The sequence below is a fragment of the Pseudomonas sp. Z1-29 genome (assembly GCF_051131995.1).
In the GTDB taxonomy this organism is placed as follows: domain Bacteria; phylum Pseudomonadota; class Gammaproteobacteria; order Pseudomonadales; family Pseudomonadaceae; genus Aquipseudomonas.
In genome coordinates this window covers 4064335-4083950 of sequence record NZ_CP071645.1, presented here as the reverse complement: position 1 = coordinate 4083950, position 19616 = coordinate 4064335, and the positions used below count along the sequence as shown (strand labels likewise).

The window sequence follows — 19616 nt, the reverse complement described above, 5'->3', positions numbered from 1 at the left end:
ACCGCAAGAATCTTGGGGTCGCTTCGCCCGAAGCGTCGGACCGGCCCAGCGGGAGCAAGCTCCCTCGCCACAAAAGCGTGTCCGGCAGGTTGATCTACATATCCCGGGCGACCCGGAACCCCAGCCAATCACCGCGGGCATCGGAGAACACCGCGTTGCGGTTGCCCGAACGGGAGAACACCGGTGCTTCGCCCCAGTCGTTGCCACGGATGCGCCGCACTTTGCAGTTGCCCGTCAGTGCGGCGCTGCCGTCGCCTGGAGCATTGAGGTAGTTTTCGTTGAAGCAATCGGCGGTCCATTCGTAGACGTTGCCGTGCATGTCGTACACGCCGAAGGCATTGGGCGCGAAGCTGCCGGCCGGCGCGGTGAAGTTGTAGCCGTCGGCGGCGCCGTAGGTATTGGCGTGCTGGGCGATGCTGTAGTCCTTGCCTTCATCGAACGGGAAGGGAAACGGGCCATCGCTGCCGCCGCGCGCTGCGTATTCGCGCAGGGACTCGCTGACCAACCGATACGGCTTGCCGGTTTTTTTCGACAGCCACGCCACGTAGGCGCTGGCCTCGGCGAAATCCATGCACACCGCCGGGTGCCGGTCGGTGTATTGCTTGCGCGGATCGCTACCCTGGTAATCCGGGACGCCGGCCCGGCACGCACGGCCGGGGCGCTTGTCGCCGTCAGGCATCACGTAGCCGCTGTCGCGCAGGTAGGCGAACCACTCGCCTTTGAGCACCTGGAAGCGGCTGATTGCCACCGGCTTGTCGAACGTCACCGGGTGCATCGGGCCTTCGTCGGGCTCGCGGCCGACCTCGTTGTCCGGCGTGCCCATCTGGAAGGTGCCGGTGGGCAGCACGACCATCTCCGGGCAGTCCTTGCAGTCGCGAAATACCTGGCCCGGTTGCGACGCCTGGGCATTGGAGGGCAGCAGGGCGGTGAGGGCCAATGCCGGAAGCGTCTTCAATAAAAATCGGTTCATCGATTGCTCTCGATCAGTCATCAGAGTGTTTTGCTCAACAGCGCCATGAAGCGGTCGATTTCGACTTCGGTGTTGAGCAGCCCCGGCGCGGTGCGGATCACCGGCCCGGCATCGCGGTGCACGGCGTCGGCGATGACGCGGTTTTGCATCAGGTAGGCAGCGATCTCATCGCTTTTGCGATTCTTGGCCCGGAAGAAGGTGAAGCCGGCCGACAGCTCCGGGCTCAACGGCGTGACCAGCTCGATCTGCGGCAGCGCCAGCAGTTGTTTCTTCAGGTAGCTGTTGAGCGCGTGAATGCGCGCCTGCACCTCGGCCTTGCCCAATTGCAGATGCAGCTTGAAGGCCTCGTCCGCCGCCCAGCGATGCTCGAAGGCGTGGTAGCCGCCCGGGGTCATGGTGGTGGAAAACGCCGTCGCCTCGGAGAAGGTCGGGATGATCGGCGTGACGTACCTGACCTCTTCGCTGCGGCTGCACACCACGCCGGTGCCCCGCGGGCCGAACATCCATTTGTGGGTGCCGGCGATGAAGAAGTCGCAATTCATCTGCGGGAAATTCAGGTCCTCGACACCGAAACCGTGCACGCCGTCCACCACATACACGATCCGCTGCTCATCGCCGCGGCCCTGGTTGTGCTTGTCCACCAGGGCGCCGATCTTGCCGATTGGCAGCTTCACGCCGCTGCCCGAGTGCACCCAGGTCATGCCCAGTACGCGGGTCTCGGGGCGGATGTTGCGGTCGATGGCCGCGAGGATTTGCGCCTCGCTGGCGTCGCGGGCGTTTTCGAACAGCTTGATCTTGCGCACCCGGGTGCCGTCCCGTTGCTTGCGCAAGTCGAGGATGGTGTGGGTGGCATAGTGTTCATGGGCGGTGGTGAGGATTTCCTGTTCGGGCCGTACATGGACGCCGCCATAAATCATCGCCAGGCCTTCGGTGGTGCTGCCGGTCAGGGCGATCTGTTTCGGTGTCGCTTGCAGGTAGCGCCCGGCCCAGGTCCGCACGTTTTCCTCGCGCTCTTCGGTGACGCCCAGGTCCCAGTCCATCAACAATCCCGGGTTTTTATCGAGGGCGGCGCGGTGGCGTTCGATGGCCTCGCGCACCGGACGTGGGTGAGTGGTGATGAGGAAATTGGAGAAATGCAGGTAGTCCGGGTCCTGGTAGAACAACGAGCGCAGTTGCGCCCATTTGTCCCGGGGCAGCGGCGACAATGGATCGGCAGCGGCGATGGACGGCAGGCTGGCGGCAAACGGCAGGCCGGCCGTCAGGATCCCGGCTTGCTTGAGAAAGGTACGGCGCTCGTTCATCGCTGGGCCGCCTTCTGCGTCGCGGCAATCGCTGGCTGGGCGGCTTTCTGCACCTGGTCCCAGACGCGCAGGAAGTTGCCGCCCCAAAGCTTGGCGATGTCGGCTTCGGAGTAGCCGCGCGTCAGCAGTTCGGCGGTCACGTTGCGGATGTCGCCGACGTCTTCCCAGCCTTTAACGCCGCCGCCTTCGTTGAAGTCCGAGCTGATGCCGACATGGTCGATACCGATCTTGCGCACGGCGTAGTCGATGGCATCGCCCAGATCCTTGAGACTGGCCTTGGGCTCCTCTTCGAGAATGGCGTAGAGCTGGCCGGCGTATTCGCCGAATCGCTGTTCCGGCCACGCGGCGATGATCGGATCGCCGGGCATCAGCGCCATCGCCAGGTTGGACAGCGGCGGCAGGTCGAAGCGCTCGCGCAGGTCGTTGAGTTTGTCCTGGGTCTTTTGCGTCAGCGGTCGCAGGTACTGGGAGAAACCGACAATCTGCACCACGCCGCCGCTGGCCTTGATCAACTGCATTTCCTTGTCGCTGAGGTTGCGCGGGATGTCCACCATGGCCCGTGGCGCCGAGTGAGAAGCTACCAATGGGGTGCGGCTCAGTTGTGCGACTTGCTCCAGGGCCAGGGTCGACATTTGCGATACGTCAATGATCACGCCGAGGTCGTTCAGGCGTTTCACCGCTTGCTTGCCAATGTCCGAGAGGCCGCCAAGGGCGTCGGGCGAATCGTTGAAAAACGGCAGCGGTCGCGAAGAATCGGCCCAGTCGTTGTTGCCGATGTAGCTGAAGCCGAACATGCGCATGCCCCGCGCCGTCCACAGGTCCAGCAGGCTCAGGTCGTGGCCGAGGGGATAGGCGTTGAGCATGCTGATGAAAATCGCGAACTTGCCTTCGCCGTGCAGGCGACGGAAGTCGTCGGGGGTGTAGGCGATGGCGACCTGGTTGGGGAAATCCCGGACCATGCCGGTGATGATCTTGTAGCGCACTTCCTGCTGGTTGCGCGCTTCCTCGACGAAGCCGGCGGTGGGCTTGTGCGGCGCGTTGGGGCCGTTCCACAGTTCGGGCCAGCCGAATATGGTCAGCGCGGCGCCGGAGAGGTGACCGCGATTGGCTTTTACCAGGTCGAACTGGCCGTTGCCGTCCTTGTCCGCTTCATTGCCGGCGGTGCCGAAATCCAGCGGCACGGTGATGTGACTGTCGAAGGACAACAGGCGCTCGTGCAACTCCCGGGCTTCTTTCATCACCTTCACCGGGTAGCCGGGATTGTCCCGCCACCAATGGTCCCAGGCCGCGAGCCCACCACCGACGACCAGCGCCAGGGCCAGGGATACGCCGGTGAAAAGAGCCTTTTTCGAACGTGGTGTGGTCATTGCCGATCTCAGTCTGGTTCGCCTTGGAAGGACAGGCGCGGGGGCCTTTGCTATCTGGGGGGAACGAGTGGTCGGCGGGGAAATTTAGGCGCCCTCGAGGGCCTCTTCGCGAGCAGGCTCGCTCCCACATTGAAATGCAATCCACCTGTGGGAGCGAGCCTGCTCGCGAAGGCGGCCGTGAAACCCACCTATCTTCTGCGAATGTACCTAGACCCATTGTGGGAGCGAGCCTGCTCGCGAAGGCGGCCGTGAAACCCACCTATCTTCTGCGAATGTACCCAGACCCATTGTGGGAGCGAGCTTGCTCGCGATGAGGCCCTCACAGCTCGCTATAAATTTGTCCGCCCAGCCATCGTCCTAGCTTGGATAAAGCCCGTGCGAGGGCGAACACAGGTAAGGCAATGACGATTTCTCGACGATGGTTCATGGCAGGCCTGGCGCTGACCGGTGCCGCCGTGCCTGCGGTGTATTACGGGCACCGTGAACTGACCCGGCCGGACCCCACCATCACTCCCGGCGAGGCGTCGTTCGATGTGGCGGATGTGGCGGGCCAGCGCCGGGCCAACACGCTGCGGGGTATCTGGACGATCCGTTTCATCGGTCGCGATGCCGGTCTCGACGGTATGCCCGGCGACGGCCTGCAAGTGTTTCTCGACATCGCCCACAAGGGCCGTGGCCTAGTGGGCTGCCTGGACACCGGCGAACGCCTGCGTGCCGGGGACGAACCGCGTTATCGGGTCTTGGGCGACCTGGCCGGCAGCGACCCGAAGCAGTTGAGTTGGCGACTGATCGGCAGCGAACATGCCGCGCCGGATTACGAGTTCATCATGACCGTTGACGAAGTCTGGGCCGGTTTCGGCAATGCCGGCACCGCCACCCTCAGTGGCCGGGTGTTGCGCCTGGACCGCCCGCTGGCACAGCCGGAACTCGACAACCAGTTCATCGCCGTCAAGCAGCGCTTTCCCGAAGCCAGGGAGCGCATACCGCTGAGCCCGAAGCTCCTGGCCTGGCTGGTCTCGCCCGAGCACCGTCTGTTTCACCAGCTCTGGCACGCCTCGCGGGACAAATGGCACACCCTCGACGAAGACAAACGCAACGCCCTGCGCGGCCTTGGCTGGCAGCCCGGGCCGCGAGACAACGAGCGTGACGCCCGTGGGCCGCGCAAGGATCGCAACGGCTCGGGGGTGGATTTCTTTTTCATGCATCGGCACATGCTCGGCACGGCGCGTTCGTTCCAGCCGTTACCGTCGTGGCCGCGTTTCCCCTTGCCGCAACCGGAGCTGGAACGCGATCGCCTAGGCTTTGCCCGGTATTTCGATAACCTCGACGGCACGGCACTGCCGCCGACATGGCTGGCCCGTGGCGACGAGCAGTACGCCCAATGGGTCAGCGACATCAAGACCGCCGAGACCTACCACAGCAATTTCCAGGTCTGGGAGTCGCGCTATCACGATCCGCGCTACCTGTCGAAGCTGACCTTGGGCCAGTTCGGTTCCGAGGTGGAACTGGGCCTGCATGACTGGCTGCACATGCGCTGGGCCTCGGTGCCCAGGGACCCGTCCAACGGTCATCCGGTGCCGTTCGCCCGTGATCAGGCGGACTTCGCCCAGCGCTGGTTCGAACCGGAGAACGATTTTCTGGGCGATCCGTTTTCCTCTCACGTGAGCCCGGTATTCTGGGCCTTCCACGGCTGGATCGACGATCGCCTCGAAGACTGGTTCCGCGCCCACGAGCGTTTCCATCCGGGCGAAGTCAGCCGGCTGCAAGTCAACGGCGTGCCCTGGTTCGCCCCGGGCCGCTGGGTGGAAATCGCCGACCCCTGGCTGGGCCCGGACACCCATGGTTGCAGTACCACGCCGGGGCTGCAGGTCGGCCGCTCGGTGGAAATGGACCCGGAAACCATGAAACTGGCGCTGCGCATCACCTTTGGCAGTGATGACGACAAACTCTCCAGACTGTTGCGCCGCGTGCCGCAACGGCCGTGGTACGCGCGTAATCTGAAGTCCAAGCCGGTTTAACTTACGCGACAGCTGCTTTTGTGGCGAGGGAGCAAGCTCCCTCGCCACGGATTTCACTTGGCTTGAGGTGGCTAGCGCGGCGCGGCAATGTCCAGGGCGCGGTTTGCCAGGAGCTCACCGAGCTCGATCATCTGCTGGATCCCCAACGCCAAATGCCGTTGCGAGCCTTCCAGGGCGAAGGCAAGGTCGCTGGCCATCGCGTTCGCCGAGGCGAGGGTTTCGCTGAGGTTGGCGAGCAGGCATTCGATGTCGGCGTCTGGTGCGACGGTGAATAACGGGCTGGGGGATTCTTCGGGGGGATTGGGGGTGTGCTTGAACATGATGTAACTCCTAGTATGCATTTTCAGGAGCCGACACCATCGCTACCAAACGATTGGGGGGCGGCCGTACGCGGGTTGGTAGACCGGAGCACTAGGAACCCGGCGCGCCCGAAGACGCCCTGCGCACGGCCACCATGAAGCAGATGCCAAGACAGCATCTGCAGAAGGTGGCGCTTGCGCCTAGTTGACTCGCGGGCTACCAAACCCGATCACTGCAATCAGCGACCCGGAAACAGTAAAAGCCACGAGCCAAGCGCACAAGTCGGCGGATTCTGGCGTAGTTGTAGGCAATGACGCAAGGCAACGTAGCCTCGCTCGGACGGCTTACATGGCCGGATAAACAGAACCGAAGCCGAACACAATTTGTGAGTATACGAATCCCCCGTGGCGAGGGAGCTTGCTCCCGCTGGGCCGCGTAGCGGCCCTAAAATCTTGCGGTCGCTGCGCAACCGAGCGGGAGCAAGCTCCCTCGCCACGGGTATTACCCCGTCCCTAATAGGGCGCTCGGCTTTAGGCCTACATCACCCGCCAACCCCCACCCAGCGCCTTGTACAACGCCACGCTCGCCTGCACCCGTGCCAGGCGCAATTGCACGTTCATGTCCTGGGCGGCGTACAGCGTGCGTTGGGTTTCGAGTACGGTGAGCAAGTCTTCGGCGCCGGCCTGATAGCGGCTTTGGGCGATGTCGAAGGCGGTTTGCGCCTGGTGCAGCTCTTCGCTCTGCCATTGTCGCTGCTGGTCCAGGCCCTGGATGCCGTTCAGGGCTTTCTCGACATCGGCGAAACCATTGACGATGGCGGCGCGGTAGGTTTCCAGCAGTTCTTCCTGGCGCGCGGTGGCCCTGTCCCGTTCGGCCCGCAGGCGACCGTTGTTGAAGATCGGCGCGGCCAGGCCGGCGCTGAGGTTGTAGACGTTGTTGCGCAGCAACTGGTCGGCAATGTCGGCGCCGGTGGCCAGGCTCAGGCCCAGGGTGACCGAGGGCAGCAGGGCGGCGCGGGCCACGCTGATGTCGGCCTGGGCGGCGGCGAGGCGTGCTTCGGCGGCGGCGATGTCGGGGCGACGGCGCAGCAGGTCGCTGGGTACGCCCGCGTCGATGGCGGGCCAGTGCAAGGCGTCGAAGGTTTCATCGTCGAGCTTGAGTGATTGCACCGGCTGGCCCAGCAACGCCGCCAGGGTGATCAACGCCTCCCGCGCCTGCTGTTGCACCTGGGGCAATCGGCGCCGCTGCGTCGCCACCAGGCTTTTTTGCTGGGACAGTTCCAGGGCCGTGGCGCTGCCGGCATCGTAGCGGGTCTGCACCAGGTCGAGGACGTTTTGCGCGTTGGCCAGGTTAAGTTCGGCGATGCGCTGCTGTTCGCGCAGCGACAAGGCCTGGGTGTAGTTGTTGGCGACAGCGCTGAGCAGAGTCAGCTCCACGGTCGCCCGGTCAAACCGGCTGGCCGACAACGCGCTCAGCGCACTGTCCCGCGCCGCCCGTTTGCCGCCCCAGAAATCCACTTCATAACTGGCGCTGAGGTGGGCATCGTAGTAGTCGATGGTGCGGTTGTTCCGATCCACGTCCAACTGGCTGTAGCCCTTGCCCCGCAGCAACTCCTGGCGATTGCCGTTGAGCCCGGCGCGGATTTCCGGCAGCAACGGTGCGCCAGCGATCACCGCGCTGGCCTGGGCCTGGCGAACCCGGGCCATGGCGGCAGCGAGGTCGAAGCTGCCTTGGCGCGCCTGTTCGATCAATTTATCGAGCTGCGGGCTGCCGAACTGCTTCCACCATTGTTGGTTATCGACATGAGCACTGGGCGTATCGACAGTTTGCCAGGCCGAGGGCGGCTCGATGCCGCTGTCGGGTGTCGACAAAGGTGTGCCGCAGGCCGCCAGCAGCAGGCTGGCGGCCAGGAGGGTCAGGTGCGCTTTCATAGAGAAGGATTCATTCACTGGTGAGGGCCGCGACCGGGTCGAGGCGAGCGGCCTTGCGGGCCGGCATGAAACCGAAGACGACGCCGGTGACCAGCGCGCAACCGAAGGCGCCGAACACCGCCAGCCATTCGAACGCCACGGCGATTTTGCCCAGCAGCAACGCGCCGCCCACCAGCAGGGCCAGGCCGATGCCGGCCAATCCACCGACCACCGAGAGCATCACCGCTTCGGTCAGGAACTGGCGCAGGATGTCGCGCTGGCGGGCACCGGTGGCCATGCGGATGCCGATTTCCCGGGTCCGCTCGCGCACTGTCATGAGCATGATGTTCATCACGCCGATGCCGCCCACCAGCAGCGAGATTGCCGCAATGGCCCCGAGCATCAACGACAGCGTGCCCTGGGTGCGGGCCTCGGCCTGGATCATCGCGGCGTTGTTGGTCAGCTCGAAATCCTGCTTGCCGTTGTGCAGTCGCAGCAAGGTACGGGAAACGGCCTGCTCGGCCTCCTTGACCTTGGCCGCGTCGCGAGCGGCGATCACCACGTATTCAGGATGACGGCTGCCAAACAGACGCACGCTGGCGGCGGAGTAGGGCACGGCGATGCGATTGTCGGCGTCCGAATCCCCCGAGCTGGCGCCTTTTTCGGCGAGTACGCCAACCACCTGGAACGGCACGTTTTCGATCAGGATGTAGCGGCCGATGGGATCGGCGACGTCCTTGAGCAGCTTCTGCCGGACCTTGTGGCCGATCACCGCCACCGCCGCCGCGCTGCGCTCATCGGTGTCACTGAAGTAGCTGCCCTGGGCCACCGGCCAGTTGAAGATGATCGGGAAATGGGTGTCGTTGCCGCCCACGTAGCTGGTGTGGTCGAGGTTGCCGAAACGCACGTTGGCGTTGTTGCCGTTGACCGGCATGATGCGTTGCACTTCGGGCAGGGCGGCGAGGGCGGCGATGTCCTGTTCGCTGATGATGCCCTTGGCGGCGCGCGGGTTGGGCGCCGTACCGTTGAGGTAGATGATGTTGGAACCGAAGGCGCCCATCTGGGCCATGACCTGGCGCTTGCTGCCTTCGCCCACCGCCAGCATCACCACCACCGAGGCCACGCCGATGACGATGCCGAGCAAGGTCAGGGCGGTGCGAAAACGGTTGATCCACATCACTCGCCAAGCGGCCTGGACGGCGTCCACCAGTTCGCCTTTCCAGGCGCCGTTGTGTTCGCTGCCGGCGCTCAGGCGCTGGCGCAGATCCACCGCTTGCAACGCCTTGGGGTTGGCTTGTGGTGCGCTGGCTGTGGTGGTGGCGCTGTCGCTGATGATCAGCCCATCGCGGATTTCGATGATGCGTTTGGCCCGGGCCGCCACTTCGCGGTCGTGAGTGATCAGGATCACCACGTGGCCCTGGCTCGCCAGTTCGTCGAGCAGCGCCATGACTTCGATGCCGCTCTGGCTGTCGAGGGCGCCGGTGGGTTCGTCGGCGAGGATGATGTGGCCGCCGTTCATCAAGGCCCGGGCAATCGACACTCGCTGTTGCTGCCCGCCGGACAGCTGGTGGGGACGATTGCCGGTGCGGCTCGCCAGGCCCAGGCGTTCGAGCAGGGCGCTGGCCCGGGCATGACGCTCGGCGGCCGAGATGCCGGCATAGATGGCCGGCATCTCGACGTTTTCCTGGGCCGTGCCGGACGGGATCAGGTGGTAGCCCTGGAACACGAACCCGAACGCCTCCCGGCGTAGCCAGGCCAGTTCGTCGCTGCCCAGTCGGGCGACGTTCTCACCGGCAAAGCGGTACTCGCCGCTGGTGGGACGGTCGAGGCAGCCGAGGATGTTCATCAGCGTCGATTTGCCGGAGCCGGACGCCCCGACGATCGCCAAAAACTCCCCAGCGTGAATCGACAGGTCGATACCCCGCAGCACTTCCACCCGTGGGCTGTCGCCACCGCCGTAGGCCTTGCGAATGTCCCGCAGTTCGATCAGGGGCGTACTCATTCAGCCTCCGCTGCCGCTGGCCGGGCCGATCAGCACGCGATCGCCTTCGCTCAGGCCGTCGAGGATCTGCGTGCGCAAGCGGTCGCTGACGCCGGTGCGAACGGTCCTTGGCTGGATGTCGCCATTGTCGGCCAGCACCCGCACCTGGCTTGCGTCCTGCAACGCGGCGATGGGCACGGTCAACACGTCCTTGGCCTGGGCAGCGACGAAAAATACCTGGGCGGTCATGTCGGTCATCAGGGCGCGGTCGGCGTTGTCCACGTCCAGCAGCACGGTGTAGAGCACCACCCGTTCGCTGCCGCTGCGGCCGCCGGAGGGGCTGCCGCCCTGGCTGGCTTCCAGCGGACGCGGCGGCACCGGCAGGATCTGTCGCACGGTGCTGCTCCAGCGCCGGTTGCCGCCGGCCAGGGTGGTGAAGTAGGCGGTCATGCCCGGCTTGACGTGGCCGATGTCGGCTTCCGAGACTTCGGCCCAGACCGTCATCGGTGACAGCCGGGCGATGCGCAGGATCAGCGGGGTTTGCTGCTGGGCGTTGAGGGTCTGGCCTTCCCGGGCGCCGACGGCAACCACGGTGCCGTTCATCGGCGCATAGATCCGGGTATAGCCCAATTCCGCCTCGTCGCTGCGCAGATTGGCCTGGGCCTGGCGGATCTGCGCCTGGAACATGTCGATGCGCGCCTGGGTCGCCCGCACCTCGGCCTGCGCCGTCTGCACATCCTCTTCGCGAGTAGCTCCGCCGGCCTTGAGCTGTTGTTGACGGCGGAACTTCTGTTGCGCCAGGTCGTGCTGGGCGCGTTGTTCCTGGAGTTGGGCCTTGAGGTTTTCGATGGAAAAACGTCCGGCGTCGAGCCGGGCTTTCTGCGTGGACGGGTCGATTTCCACCAGCAACTGACCTTCGCGAACCTCGTCGCCGGCCTCGACATGGATCCTCTGGATCTGCCCGGAGGCCTGGGCGCCGACGTCTACATAACGCCGCGGTTGCAATGTGCCGAGGGCGGTGACGCTGTTTTCGATATCGCCGCGGGTGACGGCCGCGGTGGCGACGGGGCCGTGGTCCGGCGTAACCGCTTGCCAGGCGGCGAAGGCCACGGCCGGTAGCAGGGCGAAAGTCAGGAGCCAGGCGGGGCGGGTGAGGCGGGGACGTTTCATGCAGGGTTCCGGCCGGTGATATCGGGTCCGTCGCAAGAGCAGCAGGGACGGGGGCTGTTCTGGTAAACGAGCGTTCCGGGCGGGAATTTAGCGGGGGAAATACTGGGTAACAGTTGAACCCCGTGGCGAGGGAGCTTGCTCCCGCTGGTCTGCGCAGCAGGCCCAAGGCAGGCAGCCCGATAAAAAATTGTGCACTCAGGTTTTGGGGCCGCTTCGCGCCCCAGCGGGAGCAAGCTCCCTCGCCACAGAAGCGGTTTCAGACGCCCAATCAGATGAACGAATCGGCCTTGATACAAACCAACGCTTTAAATCTATATGAGAATTACTATAAATTACGCGATTGAGCCTGCCACTATCCTGCCATGCCTTTTCCAGGCATGCCGAGTGGCACAGGGATAGCTGTCGCAGTCGCTGCGCACGGGAGTCATGTTGGAAAACTACTATCGCGAACTGGTGTGTTTCCTCAACGCCAGGCTAGGCAACCGCCAGGCGGCCGAAGATGTGGTGCATGACGCCTATGTGCGGGTGCTGGAGCGCGCCAGCGATACCCCCATCGAGCAGCCCCGGGCGTTCCTATATCGCACCGCGCTGAACCTGGTGATCGACGGGCATCGGCGCAACACCCTGCGCCAGGTCGAATCCCTCGATGTGCTCGACAGCGAAGAACGGTTTTTCACCCCATCGCCCCATACCAGCCTGGACCACGGCCAGCGCCTGGACATGCTGCAACGGGCCCTGGCCGAGTTGCCGCCGCTGTGCCGCGAGAGTTTCCTGCTGCGCAAGCTCGAAGGCCTGTCTCACTCGCAGATCGCCGGGCGCCTGGGTATTTCCAGGGCGCTGGTGGAGAAACACATCGTCAATGCCATGAAGCATTGTCGTATTCGCGTACGGCAGTGGGACGCGTCCTGATTCACCCTCGCTGATTCTCGGTGGTAAATTTTCCTTCGTTGTCCTCGTTCCTCTCAACAGACGACTGACGGCCTAGTGCGGGCCGCTCAAGTCACCCAGGCTTTCGCGCCCTGTTGAGGGGCTTTTCCAGAGGACACTGGACATGACACAGGCAATTGCAGCGCCCACCGTTCACGATTTGATCGGCATCGGCTTCGGCCCTTCGAACCTGGCGCTGGCCATCGCGCTTCAGGAACGTGGCCCGGTCCAGGGCGAACTGGATGTGTTGTTCCTCGACAAACAGGCCGACTACCGCTGGCACGGCAATACCCTGGTGACCCAGAGCGAATTGCAGATTTCCTTCCTCAAGGATCTGGTGACCCTGCGCAACCCGACCAGCCCGTACTCGTTCGTCAATTACCTCAAGCACCATGGCCGCCTGGTGGATTTCATCAACCTCGGCACCTTCTACCCGTGTCGCATGGAGTACAACGACTACCTGCGCTGGGTGGCGGCGCAGTTCGCCGGCCAGAGCCGCTACGGCGAAGAGGTGCTGCGCATCGAGCCGGTGCTGCACAACCAGCAGGTTGAAGCGCTGCGGGTGATTTCCCGCAACGGACGGGGCGAGGAGTGTGTGCGCGCCACGCGTTCGGTGGTGGTCAGCGCTGGCGGCACGCCGCGCATTCCCGAGGCGTTCAAAGGGTTCAGGGAAGATGCGCGGGTGTTCCATCACTCGCAGTATCTGGAGCGCATGGCAACCCAACCGTGCGTGAGCGGCCAGCCAATGAAAATCGCGATCATCGGCGGCGGCCAGAGCGCAGCCGAAGCCTTCATCGACCTCAACGACAGCTTCCCATCGGCACAGGTCGACATGATCCTGCGCGGCTCGGCCCTCAAGCCGGCCGACGACAGCCCGTTCGTCAACGAAGTGTTTTCGCCGGAGTTCACCGACCTGGTGTTCCAGCAACCCCACAGCGAGCGCGAGCGGCTGGTCAATGAATACCACAACACCAATTATTCGGTGGTGGACATCGATCTCATCGAACGCATCTACGGGATTTTCTATCGCCAGAAAGTCTCGGGCATCGCCCGCCATGCGTTCCGTACCCTGACCACGATCGAAAAAGCCACGGCCACGGAGAATGGCGTGGAGTTGGCCATGCGCAACAACGCCACCGGCGAACTGACAAACCGGCGCTATGACGCGGTGGTGCTCGCCACCGGCTACGAGCGCCAGATGCACCGCACCTTGCTGGAGCCGCTGGCGCAATACCTCGGCGATTTCGAGGTGGATCGCAACTACAAACTGATCACCGATGAGCGCTGCAAGGCCGCCATCTACATGCAGGGCTTTTGTCAGGCCAGCCATGGTTTGAGCGACACCTTGCTGTCGATCCTGCCGGTGCGCGCCGACGAAATCGCCGGCTCGCTCTATGAGCACGGCAAGGAACGCGGCCTGGGCCAATCGGTACGGGGACAGTTGCTGGCCACGGCATAAGGTGTGCCGCAGGCGGCGATCCCGGGCTGCGCTTGGGCGCAATACCACGGATCACCGTCTGCGCCTGAGCGATGCTATTTCTCGATAACACATCAGGAAATTCCTCAGAAACTTCCTACACTCCAGTCACGCTTGCTGTATTTTCGACAGGCACGCTGACGGTTCGCTGTTCCCTTGCTTTGGCAGGCAGAACCTTATTTTCACACAGGTTCGGTGGCGCTTTCGCGCCAACTCTGCCAAGGCCAGGCGAAACCCTCTGATCCGATGATTGTGTTTTCACGCATGAGCCTGGCGGCGTTGTCGCTGGGTTTATTGAGCATGGCACCGCAGGTCGTCGCTGCGCCCGAGTCACTGCAGGTGCTTGGGCGTTCCACCGTGAGCGGTTATTCGGTGTCGCTGGACGCAGCCGACCGGGCCTGGCTGCGCGACAAGGGCTCGTTGCTGCTGGGCGCCTCGGCGCCGGATTATGCGCCGTTCGGTATCACCGGCAATGGCCATGAATACGAAGGCCTGACCGCCGATTACGCCGGGTTGCTCGGTCAGTTGTTGCAGGTCGATGTGCAGGTGCGCCGGTACCCGTCGCGGGCCGAGGCGCTGCAGGCCCTGCGCGGCGGTGCAATCGACATGCTCGGCAGCGCCAATGGCTTCGAGGCGGGCGATCCGGAACTGGCGATGTCCCAGGCCTACGCCGATGACCAGCCGACCCTGGTGACCCGTGCCGGTGACAATCGCAAGCTCGCGCCGGACCTGGCGGGCAAGCGGGTGGCGATGCTTTATCACTATCTGCCCCCTGAAGCGGTCAAGGCTTTTTACCCCAAGGCTTCGCTGCAGCTGTACCCGTCGACGCTGAGCGCCATCGGTGCCGTGGCTTTCGGCCAGGCCGACGTCTATCTGGGGGACTCGATCAGCGCCCATTACCTGATCACCAAGAACTACCTGAACAACGTCCAGTTGGCCGATTTTTCACGCTTGGAAGTGCAGCCGTTCGCGTTTGCCCTGGCGCGTGACAACACGCGCCTGCTGCGGATCATCAACAGCGCCTTGCAAGCCATTCCCGGCACCGAGCGCATGGCGATCCTGCGCCGCTGGAGCGCCGGTGGCACAAGCATGCCCGGCCACCAACGGCTGCATTTCAGCGTCAGCGAACAACGCTGGCTGGACACGCATCCGCGAATCAGGGTGGTGATCAATGATCACTTCATGCCGCTCACGTTCATTGACCAACAGGGGCACTTTCGCGGCATCAGTGCCGATGTGCTGGCGAAAATCAGCCTGCGCACCGGGCTGAAATTCGATATCCAGCACGGTGAGTCGCTTGAGGATCTGATCGCGCAGGTCAAGGGCGGCGAGGCCGACGTCGTGGCGGCGTTCCCGCCGGGTTCCGACTACGCCGATGAACTGAGTTCCACCCGACCTTATTTGAGCAATCCCTACGTGCTCGTGGCCGCCCTGGATACCCAGGCCCCCGTCACGCCGGAGCAGATGGCCGGCAAGCGTCTGGCGCTGGTGCGCGGAAATGGGCTGCGCGATTACCTGCTGCAGCAATTTCCCGAGGTCCAACTGGTGCCGGCGCAAAACGCCGCCGATGCCCTGGCCATGGTGGCTTCCGGCGCGGTGGACGCGGCGATCAGCCCGCTGCTCAGTGCCAGCTACATGATCTCCCGTCAGTACCGCGACACGCTGCAGATCACCTGCACCGTCGGCACCGAGCCGGCGCTGATCGCCTTGGGCACCCGCCGGGACGCGCCGCAGCTGCATTCGATCCTGGACAAGGCGCTGCTCAGCGTTGCACCTGAGGAAATGGACGAACTGACCAACCGCTGGCGTACGGAAATCGTTGTGGAAGACAGTTATTGGCTGCGCCACCGCGCCACCGTTCTCCAAGGCTTCGCCATCGCTGCACTGCTGTTGCTCCTGGCGCTGGGCTGGATCGGCTATCTGCGCCATCTGATATGCAAGCGTCGGCAGGCCGAAGTCGCCCTCAACGACCAACTGGAATTCATGCGGGTATTGATCGATGGTACGCCGCATCCGATCTATGTCCGTGATCGCGAGGCGCGGCTGGTGTTGTGCAACAGCGGCTACCTGGAGGTATTCGGTGCCGAACGGCAGAGCGTTGTCGGCAAGACCCTGCTCGAAAGCGCGCCGGGGGATCCGGTCGAAGCGCGGCTCTACCACCATGACTATCTAAGGGTCATGGAGGAGGGCTTGCCACGGGTCCAGGACCGCCGCCTGACTGTGGCCAACGGCGAGGTGCTGACCATCTATCAATGGATGCTGCCGTATCGCGGCAGCGACGGCGCGGTCAGCGGCATGATTGGCGGCTGGATCGACGTCAGCGAACGCCAGCACCTGCTCGAACAATTGCGCATTGCCAAGGACGGTTCTGATGACGCCAACCGGGCCAAGACCACGTTCCTGGCGACGATGAGCCACGAGATCCGCACGCCGATGAACGCGGTGATCGGCATGCTCGAACTGGCGCTGAAAAAGGCCGAAGAAGGCATTGTCGATCGGGCGGCCATCGAGGTCGCTTCGGGCGCCGCCCATGGCTTGCTGGCGCTGATCGGCGACATCCTCGATGTTGCCCGTATCGAGTCCGGGCGGATGTCGCTGGCGCCGGAGCGCGCCAACCTGCGGGAGCTGGTCGAGTCGGTGGCGCGGGTTTTCGAAGGCCTGGCCCGGCAGAAACACCTGGGCCTGCAGCTGGCCCTGGACGATGAGCTCGACCGCGACGTGCTGATCGATCCGTTGCACTTCAAGCAGGTGCTGTCGAACCTGCTCAGCAACGCGATCAAGTTCACCGATCAGGGCCAGGTGCGCTTGATCGCCGAGGCCGTCCCCGGCAGCGAAGACCGGCGACTCGCTGTTTGCCTGCGGGTGGAAGACACCGGCAGCGGAATTTCCCTTGAAGACCAGCAGCGGCTGTTCCAGCCGTTCACCCAGGTCGGCGACAACCGCGAGTCGACCCGCGGCGGTTCCGGGCTGGGGTTGGTCATCAGCCGGACCTTGTGCGAAATGATGGGCGGCACCCTGACGATGAGCAGCCTGCCGGGGGAGGGCACGCAGGTCGAGATCCGGCTGGATCTGCCGCTGCTCGACGCCTTGCTCCTGGCCCCACTTGCCGGGGGCAAGACGCCGTTGCCGATGCGGGCGCTGGCCATTCTGGTGGTCGATGACTATCCGGCCAATCGCCTGTTGCTGTGCCAGCAACTGAGTTACCTGGGCCACCGCGTGCAGGAGGCCTCGGAAGGCGTGCAAGGCCTGCATGCGTGGCGCGCCGGGCGCTTCGACATGATCATTACCGACTGCAACATGCCTTTGATGGATGGCTACGCATTGACCCGAGCCATTCGTGAAGAGGAGCACGCGCGAGGCCTGTCGCCGATATTGATACTCGGGTTCACCGCCAATGCCCAGCCAGAAGAAAAGCAGCGTTGCATCGACGCGGGAATGAACGACTGCCTGTTCAAGCCCATCGGTCTCGAAGTCCTCGGTGCGCGTCTGGCGCAGGTTTTTCCGGAACCGGCCGCAGGGTTTCCTGGAACGGAGGCCGAGGCGCCCGCGGATGATTTCGACCTGGACGGCCTGGCGCAGTTGACCGGCGGCGATACGGAGGCGCTGAACAGCCTGATCAGCGAACTGGTCACCTGCAATACCGAAGACACCGCGCAATTGCTGCACTTGTCCGCCCGGCATGATCTGCCCGGACTCGCCGACCTGGCGCATCGGATCAAGGGCGGGGCGCGGATGGTCAGGGCGCAAGGTCTGGTTAGCGCGTGCGATGCCCTGGAAGACGCTTGCCGGGGCCGGGATGCGTCGTTGTTGGCCGATGCGGTGGGCGACTTGCAGCAGGCGCTCGAACATTTGACCGGGCGGCTGCGTGCTTCGTCGCTCTGGCCAGGTTGAAGTGGTTCCTGACCGGCATGAGGGGATATTGACCGCGGGACGGCGCCATGGGCGCCATTTACCCGGTTTTTAAGATTTTTCCTACAGCGTCCTTTGGAAGCTTTCTCTAGCCTGACGCCTCCTGACGTTCATGGGCCGCCGTACCCGTCGCGTTGCCATTGGATGCCCGTCATGCCGAACAAAGCATTACGTATCATGATCGCTGATTCAGAGCATTTTCATCGAATGAAGCTTGAGCGCCTGTTCAACCAGCAGGGTTATTTCCGGATTGCGCCGGTGAACGACATGGAGGAATTGTTGCTGCTGGTGGAGTATGGCAGCGAGCCGTTCGACGTGATCGTCGCCAATGCCCGACTGGCAAGTGGCGGAGTGGAGTTAGCCGATTTCCTGGTCGACAACCCCCAGGTGCTTCACGGGTTGATCTACAACATGCCACAGGCTGGCGTGTCGCCGCAGGTAGGTGGGCGCCGGTCTCACGTGCAACTGAGCCAGGCCGCGTTGCCCGATCCTGTTGCACTGGCCTGCCTGATGGCTCGTGTCGAGGGAGCGCGTATCAGCGAGCGGGCGCGCTCTTGACGAGGTGGTTATCGCCGGGCCAATGACCACTGGTCGCACCTGTCAGATCTGACAGGTGAATCCTGCCCACCGCTTGTGCAAGAGTTCGATGCCGTCTGGCACCAATGTCATTTGTCATTACCCAGGGAGTTGCCGTGAAAGACATGTTGATCGTGGACGACCACCCTGTCATTCGAGGAGCGTTGCGGCTCATTTGCCAGAATGAAGGGGCTGCGCAGGTCCGCGATGCCAGCAGCGTGGCGCAAGCCAGGGCCTTGATCAAGGAAGGCATACCCGACCTGGTGATCCTGGACCTGGTAATGAACGGTTTCGACGGCCTTGAACTGTTGAGCTGGATCATGGCTGAGTTCCCGTCATGCGGGGTGCTGGTGTTTACCTCCCAGGATGCCCAGCATTTCTGCAATCGCTGTATCTCGGCGGGGGCCCGAGGGTTTGTCACCAAGAAAAGCGACCTGAAGGAATTGACCAAGGCCATTCATGCATTGAAGTCCGGTTATTCCTATTTCCCACAGATGTCCGTCCGCCTGGATTTCCAGCAGCGCACCGAACAGCAGGCGCTGGAGAGTCTCTCGATCCGCGAGTTGTCAATCCTGCGGATGCTGGCCATGGGCATGCGCGGCAAGGACGTCGCCGAAGCTTTGTTCCTGAGCCCCAAGACGGTCAGCACCTACAAGACCCGCCTGCTGGAGAAGCTTGGCTTGAAAACCCTGGTGGGCCTGTCGGATTTCGCCAAGCGCAATCACTTGTAGGGCACCGTGGGGAGCGCCTTGCCGCATGCGCTAGGCCATGTCGCTCTGGCTGAACTCCTCGGCGAGGAAGTCGATCAGGGTGCGCACCGAGGGCAGCAAGCCACGGCGTGAGGCGAATATCGCATGGACGATCCCGCATTTCGGTGTCCAGCCCGGCACCAGTTCCACCAGGCGTCCGGCGGCCAGGTCTTCGCGTACCACGACCGTAGGCAGGTGAGCGATGCCGATGCCCGCCAGCACCGCATGACGCAAGGCCAGCAGGTCGTCGGTGACCATGCGCGGTGCGTGGCGGATCAGCGCGCGGGTGCCGTCCGGGCCGAACAGCTCCCATTGGTATTCACGTTGCGCCGAACCCCAGTGGAGGCTGGGCAGGCCATTGAGGTCCGCCGGCGAGGCGGGGGACGACAGGCCTTCACGATAGACCGGGCTTCCCACCAGGCACTGGGTGCTGTTGCTCAGCACCTTCATGACCATGTCGGTGTTTTCCAACGGGGGGAAACGGACCCGCAACGCGATATCGAACCCTTCGTGGAGCAGGTCGACGCGGCGGTTGGTGCTCTCGATGAACAGCTCCACCCGCGGGTACTTGACCATGTAGCGGGTCAGCATCGGTCCGACCCAGCTGTTGAGCAGCGCCGTCGGGCAACTGATGCGCACCAGTCCCTGGGGTTCTGAGCGGTTGCGTTCGATCACTTCGGCGGCACTTTCAGCCTCGACCCGCATGGCCAGGCAGCGCTGGTAATAGGCCTGGCCGATTTCCGTCAACGAACAATGCCGGCTGGTGCGATGGATCAGCCTGACGCCCAGGCGCTCCTCCAGCTGGGCGATACGCCGGCTGAGCTTGGACTTGGGCATGTCCAGCGCCCGGCCAGCGGGGGCGAAGCCGCCGTGTTCGACAACTTGGGTGAAGTAGTACAGGGTGTTGAGGTCTTCGATGATCGTTCTCCTGATGGAACGCTACGGCCGATTTTTGCAGTCT

13 protein-coding genes and 1 pseudogene are annotated in these 19616 nt (G+C 63.7%); 6 read left to right on the top strand and 8 right to left on the bottom strand.

The features are described from left to right. Positions 1 to 94: 94 nt before the first annotated feature. From J3P84_RS18500 to pvdM, 3 genes are read right to left on the bottom strand one after another with little or no spacing between them, the layout of a single operon-like run. Positions 95 to 970, bottom strand: coding sequence for a formylglycine-generating enzyme family protein (locus tag J3P84_RS18500; protein WP_434624997.1), 876 nt, complete (start codon positions 968 to 970; stop codon positions 95 to 97). 20 nt (positions 971 to 990) lie between these two features. Further along, complete coding sequence (pvdN, locus tag J3P84_RS18495; protein WP_434624995.1) at positions 991 to 2271, bottom strand: pyoverdine-tailoring periplasmic protein PvdN; 1281 nt, start codon at positions 2269 to 2271, stop codon at positions 991 to 993. Next, positions 2268 to 3638: a pyoverdine-tailoring dipeptidase-like protein PvdM gene (gene pvdM / locus J3P84_RS18490; protein WP_434624993.1), complete on the bottom strand. Its 1371-nt coding sequence runs from the start codon at positions 3636 to 3638 to the stop codon at positions 2268 to 2270. The genes pvdN and pvdM overlap by 4 nt, the downstream gene beginning before the upstream one ends. Positions 3639 to 4039: 401 nt before the next feature. Between pvdM and pvdP the strand changes: the two genes are divergently transcribed. Then, positions 4040 to 5656, top strand: coding sequence for a pyoverdine maturation tyrosinase PvdP (gene pvdP / locus J3P84_RS18485; protein WP_434624991.1), 1617 nt, complete (start codon positions 4040 to 4042; stop codon positions 5654 to 5656). A 71-nt stretch (positions 5657 to 5727) separates the two neighbouring features. Here the strand turns inward: pvdP and J3P84_RS18480 are convergent. From J3P84_RS18480 to J3P84_RS18465, 4 genes and pseudogenes are all read right to left on the bottom strand, one after another. Next, positions 5728 to 5934 (bottom strand): annotated as a pseudogene (locus tag J3P84_RS18480) (DUF6124 family protein); the annotation flags it as partial. A 558-nt stretch (positions 5935 to 6492) separates the two neighbouring features. Further along, positions 6493 to 7887, bottom strand: coding sequence for an efflux transporter outer membrane subunit (locus tag J3P84_RS18475; protein WP_434624989.1), 1395 nt, complete (start codon positions 7885 to 7887; stop codon positions 6493 to 6495). 10 nt (positions 7888 to 7897) lie between these two features. Continuing rightward, positions 7898 to 9868: a MacB family efflux pump subunit gene (locus tag J3P84_RS18470; protein WP_434624987.1), complete on the bottom strand. Its 1971-nt coding sequence runs from the start codon at positions 9866 to 9868 to the stop codon at positions 7898 to 7900. After that, positions 9869 to 11017, bottom strand: a complete 1149-nt coding sequence (locus J3P84_RS18465) for an efflux RND transporter periplasmic adaptor subunit (protein WP_434624985.1) — start codon at positions 11015 to 11017, stop codon at positions 9869 to 9871. Positions 11018 to 11443: 426 nt separating this feature from the next. Between J3P84_RS18465 and J3P84_RS18460 the strand changes: the two genes are divergently transcribed. The 5 genes from J3P84_RS18460 (at position 11444) to J3P84_RS18440 (ending at position 18637) form a co-directional block, all read left to right on the top strand. Then, entirely contained in the window at positions 11444 to 11926 is a 483-nt protein-coding gene (locus J3P84_RS18460; protein WP_305495896.1) for a sigma-70 family RNA polymerase sigma factor, read from the top strand. A 142-nt stretch (positions 11927 to 12068) separates the two neighbouring features. Beyond that, entirely contained in the window at positions 12069 to 13403 is a 1335-nt protein-coding gene (locus J3P84_RS18455; protein WP_434624983.1) for a lysine N(6)-hydroxylase/L-ornithine N(5)-oxygenase family protein, read from the top strand. Positions 13404 to 13667: 264 nt separating this feature from the next. Then, positions 13668 to 17312 (top strand): ATP-binding protein, encoded by a 3645-nt coding sequence (locus J3P84_RS18450; RefSeq protein WP_434624981.1) that lies wholly within the window; start codon positions 13668 to 13670, stop codon positions 17310 to 17312. A gap of 171 nt (positions 17313 to 17483) precedes the next feature. Beyond that, complete coding sequence (locus J3P84_RS18445; RefSeq protein ID WP_434624979.1) at positions 17484 to 17888, top strand: hypothetical protein; 405 nt, start codon at positions 17484 to 17486, stop codon at positions 17886 to 17888. A gap of 134 nt (positions 17889 to 18022) precedes the next feature. After that, a complete protein-coding gene (locus tag J3P84_RS18440) occupies positions 18023 to 18637 on the top strand; it encodes a response regulator (RefSeq protein ID WP_434603435.1) in 615 nt (204 codons plus the stop codon). Positions 18638 to 18667: 30 nt separating this feature from the next. On the opposite strand, the gene J3P84_RS18435 is transcribed toward J3P84_RS18440, so the two are convergent. Then, positions 18668 to 19573, bottom strand: a complete 906-nt coding sequence (locus J3P84_RS18435; protein WP_434631419.1) for a LysR family transcriptional regulator — start codon at positions 19571 to 19573, stop codon at positions 18668 to 18670. Positions 19574 to 19616: the final 43 nt, after the last annotated feature.

Bases quoted from the DNA above. Each gene is read 5' to 3' on its own strand.
- J3P84_RS18500 (WP_434624997.1), bottom strand. From the start codon at position 970: ATGAACCGATTTTTATTGAAGACGCTTCCGGCATTGGCCCTCACCGCC.
- pvdN (WP_434624995.1), bottom strand. From the start codon at position 2,271: ATGAACGAGCGCCGTACCTTTCTCAAGCAAGCCGGGATCCTGACGGCC.
- pvdP (WP_434624991.1), top strand. From the start codon at position 4,040: ATGACGATTTCTCGACGATGGTTCATGGCAGGCCTGGCGCTGACCGGT.
- J3P84_RS18455 (WP_434624983.1), top strand. From the start codon at position 12,069: ATGACACAGGCAATTGCAGCGCCCACCGTTCACGATTTGATCGGCATC.
- J3P84_RS18445 (WP_434624979.1), top strand. From the start codon at position 17,484: ATGCCGAACAAAGCATTACGTATCATGATCGCTGATTCAGAGCATTTT.
- J3P84_RS18475 (WP_434624989.1), bottom strand. From the start codon at position 7,887: ATGAAAGCGCACCTGACCCTCCTGGCCGCCAGCCTGCTGCTGGCGGCC.
- J3P84_RS18460 (WP_305495896.1), top strand. From the start codon at position 11,444: ATGTTGGAAAACTACTATCGCGAACTGGTGTGTTTCCTCAACGCCAGG.
- J3P84_RS18470 (WP_434624987.1), bottom strand. From the start codon at position 9,868: ATGAGTACGCCCCTGATCGAACTGCGGGACATTCGCAAGGCCTACGGC.
- pvdM (WP_434624993.1), bottom strand. From the start codon at position 3,638: ATGACCACACCACGTTCGAAAAAGGCTCTTTTCACCGGCGTATCCCTG.
- J3P84_RS18465 (WP_434624985.1), bottom strand. From the start codon at position 11,017: ATGAAACGTCCCCGCCTCACCCGCCCCGCCTGGCTCCTGACTTTCGCC.
- J3P84_RS18450 (WP_434624981.1), top strand. From the start codon at position 13,668: ATGATTGTGTTTTCACGCATGAGCCTGGCGGCGTTGTCGCTGGGTTTA.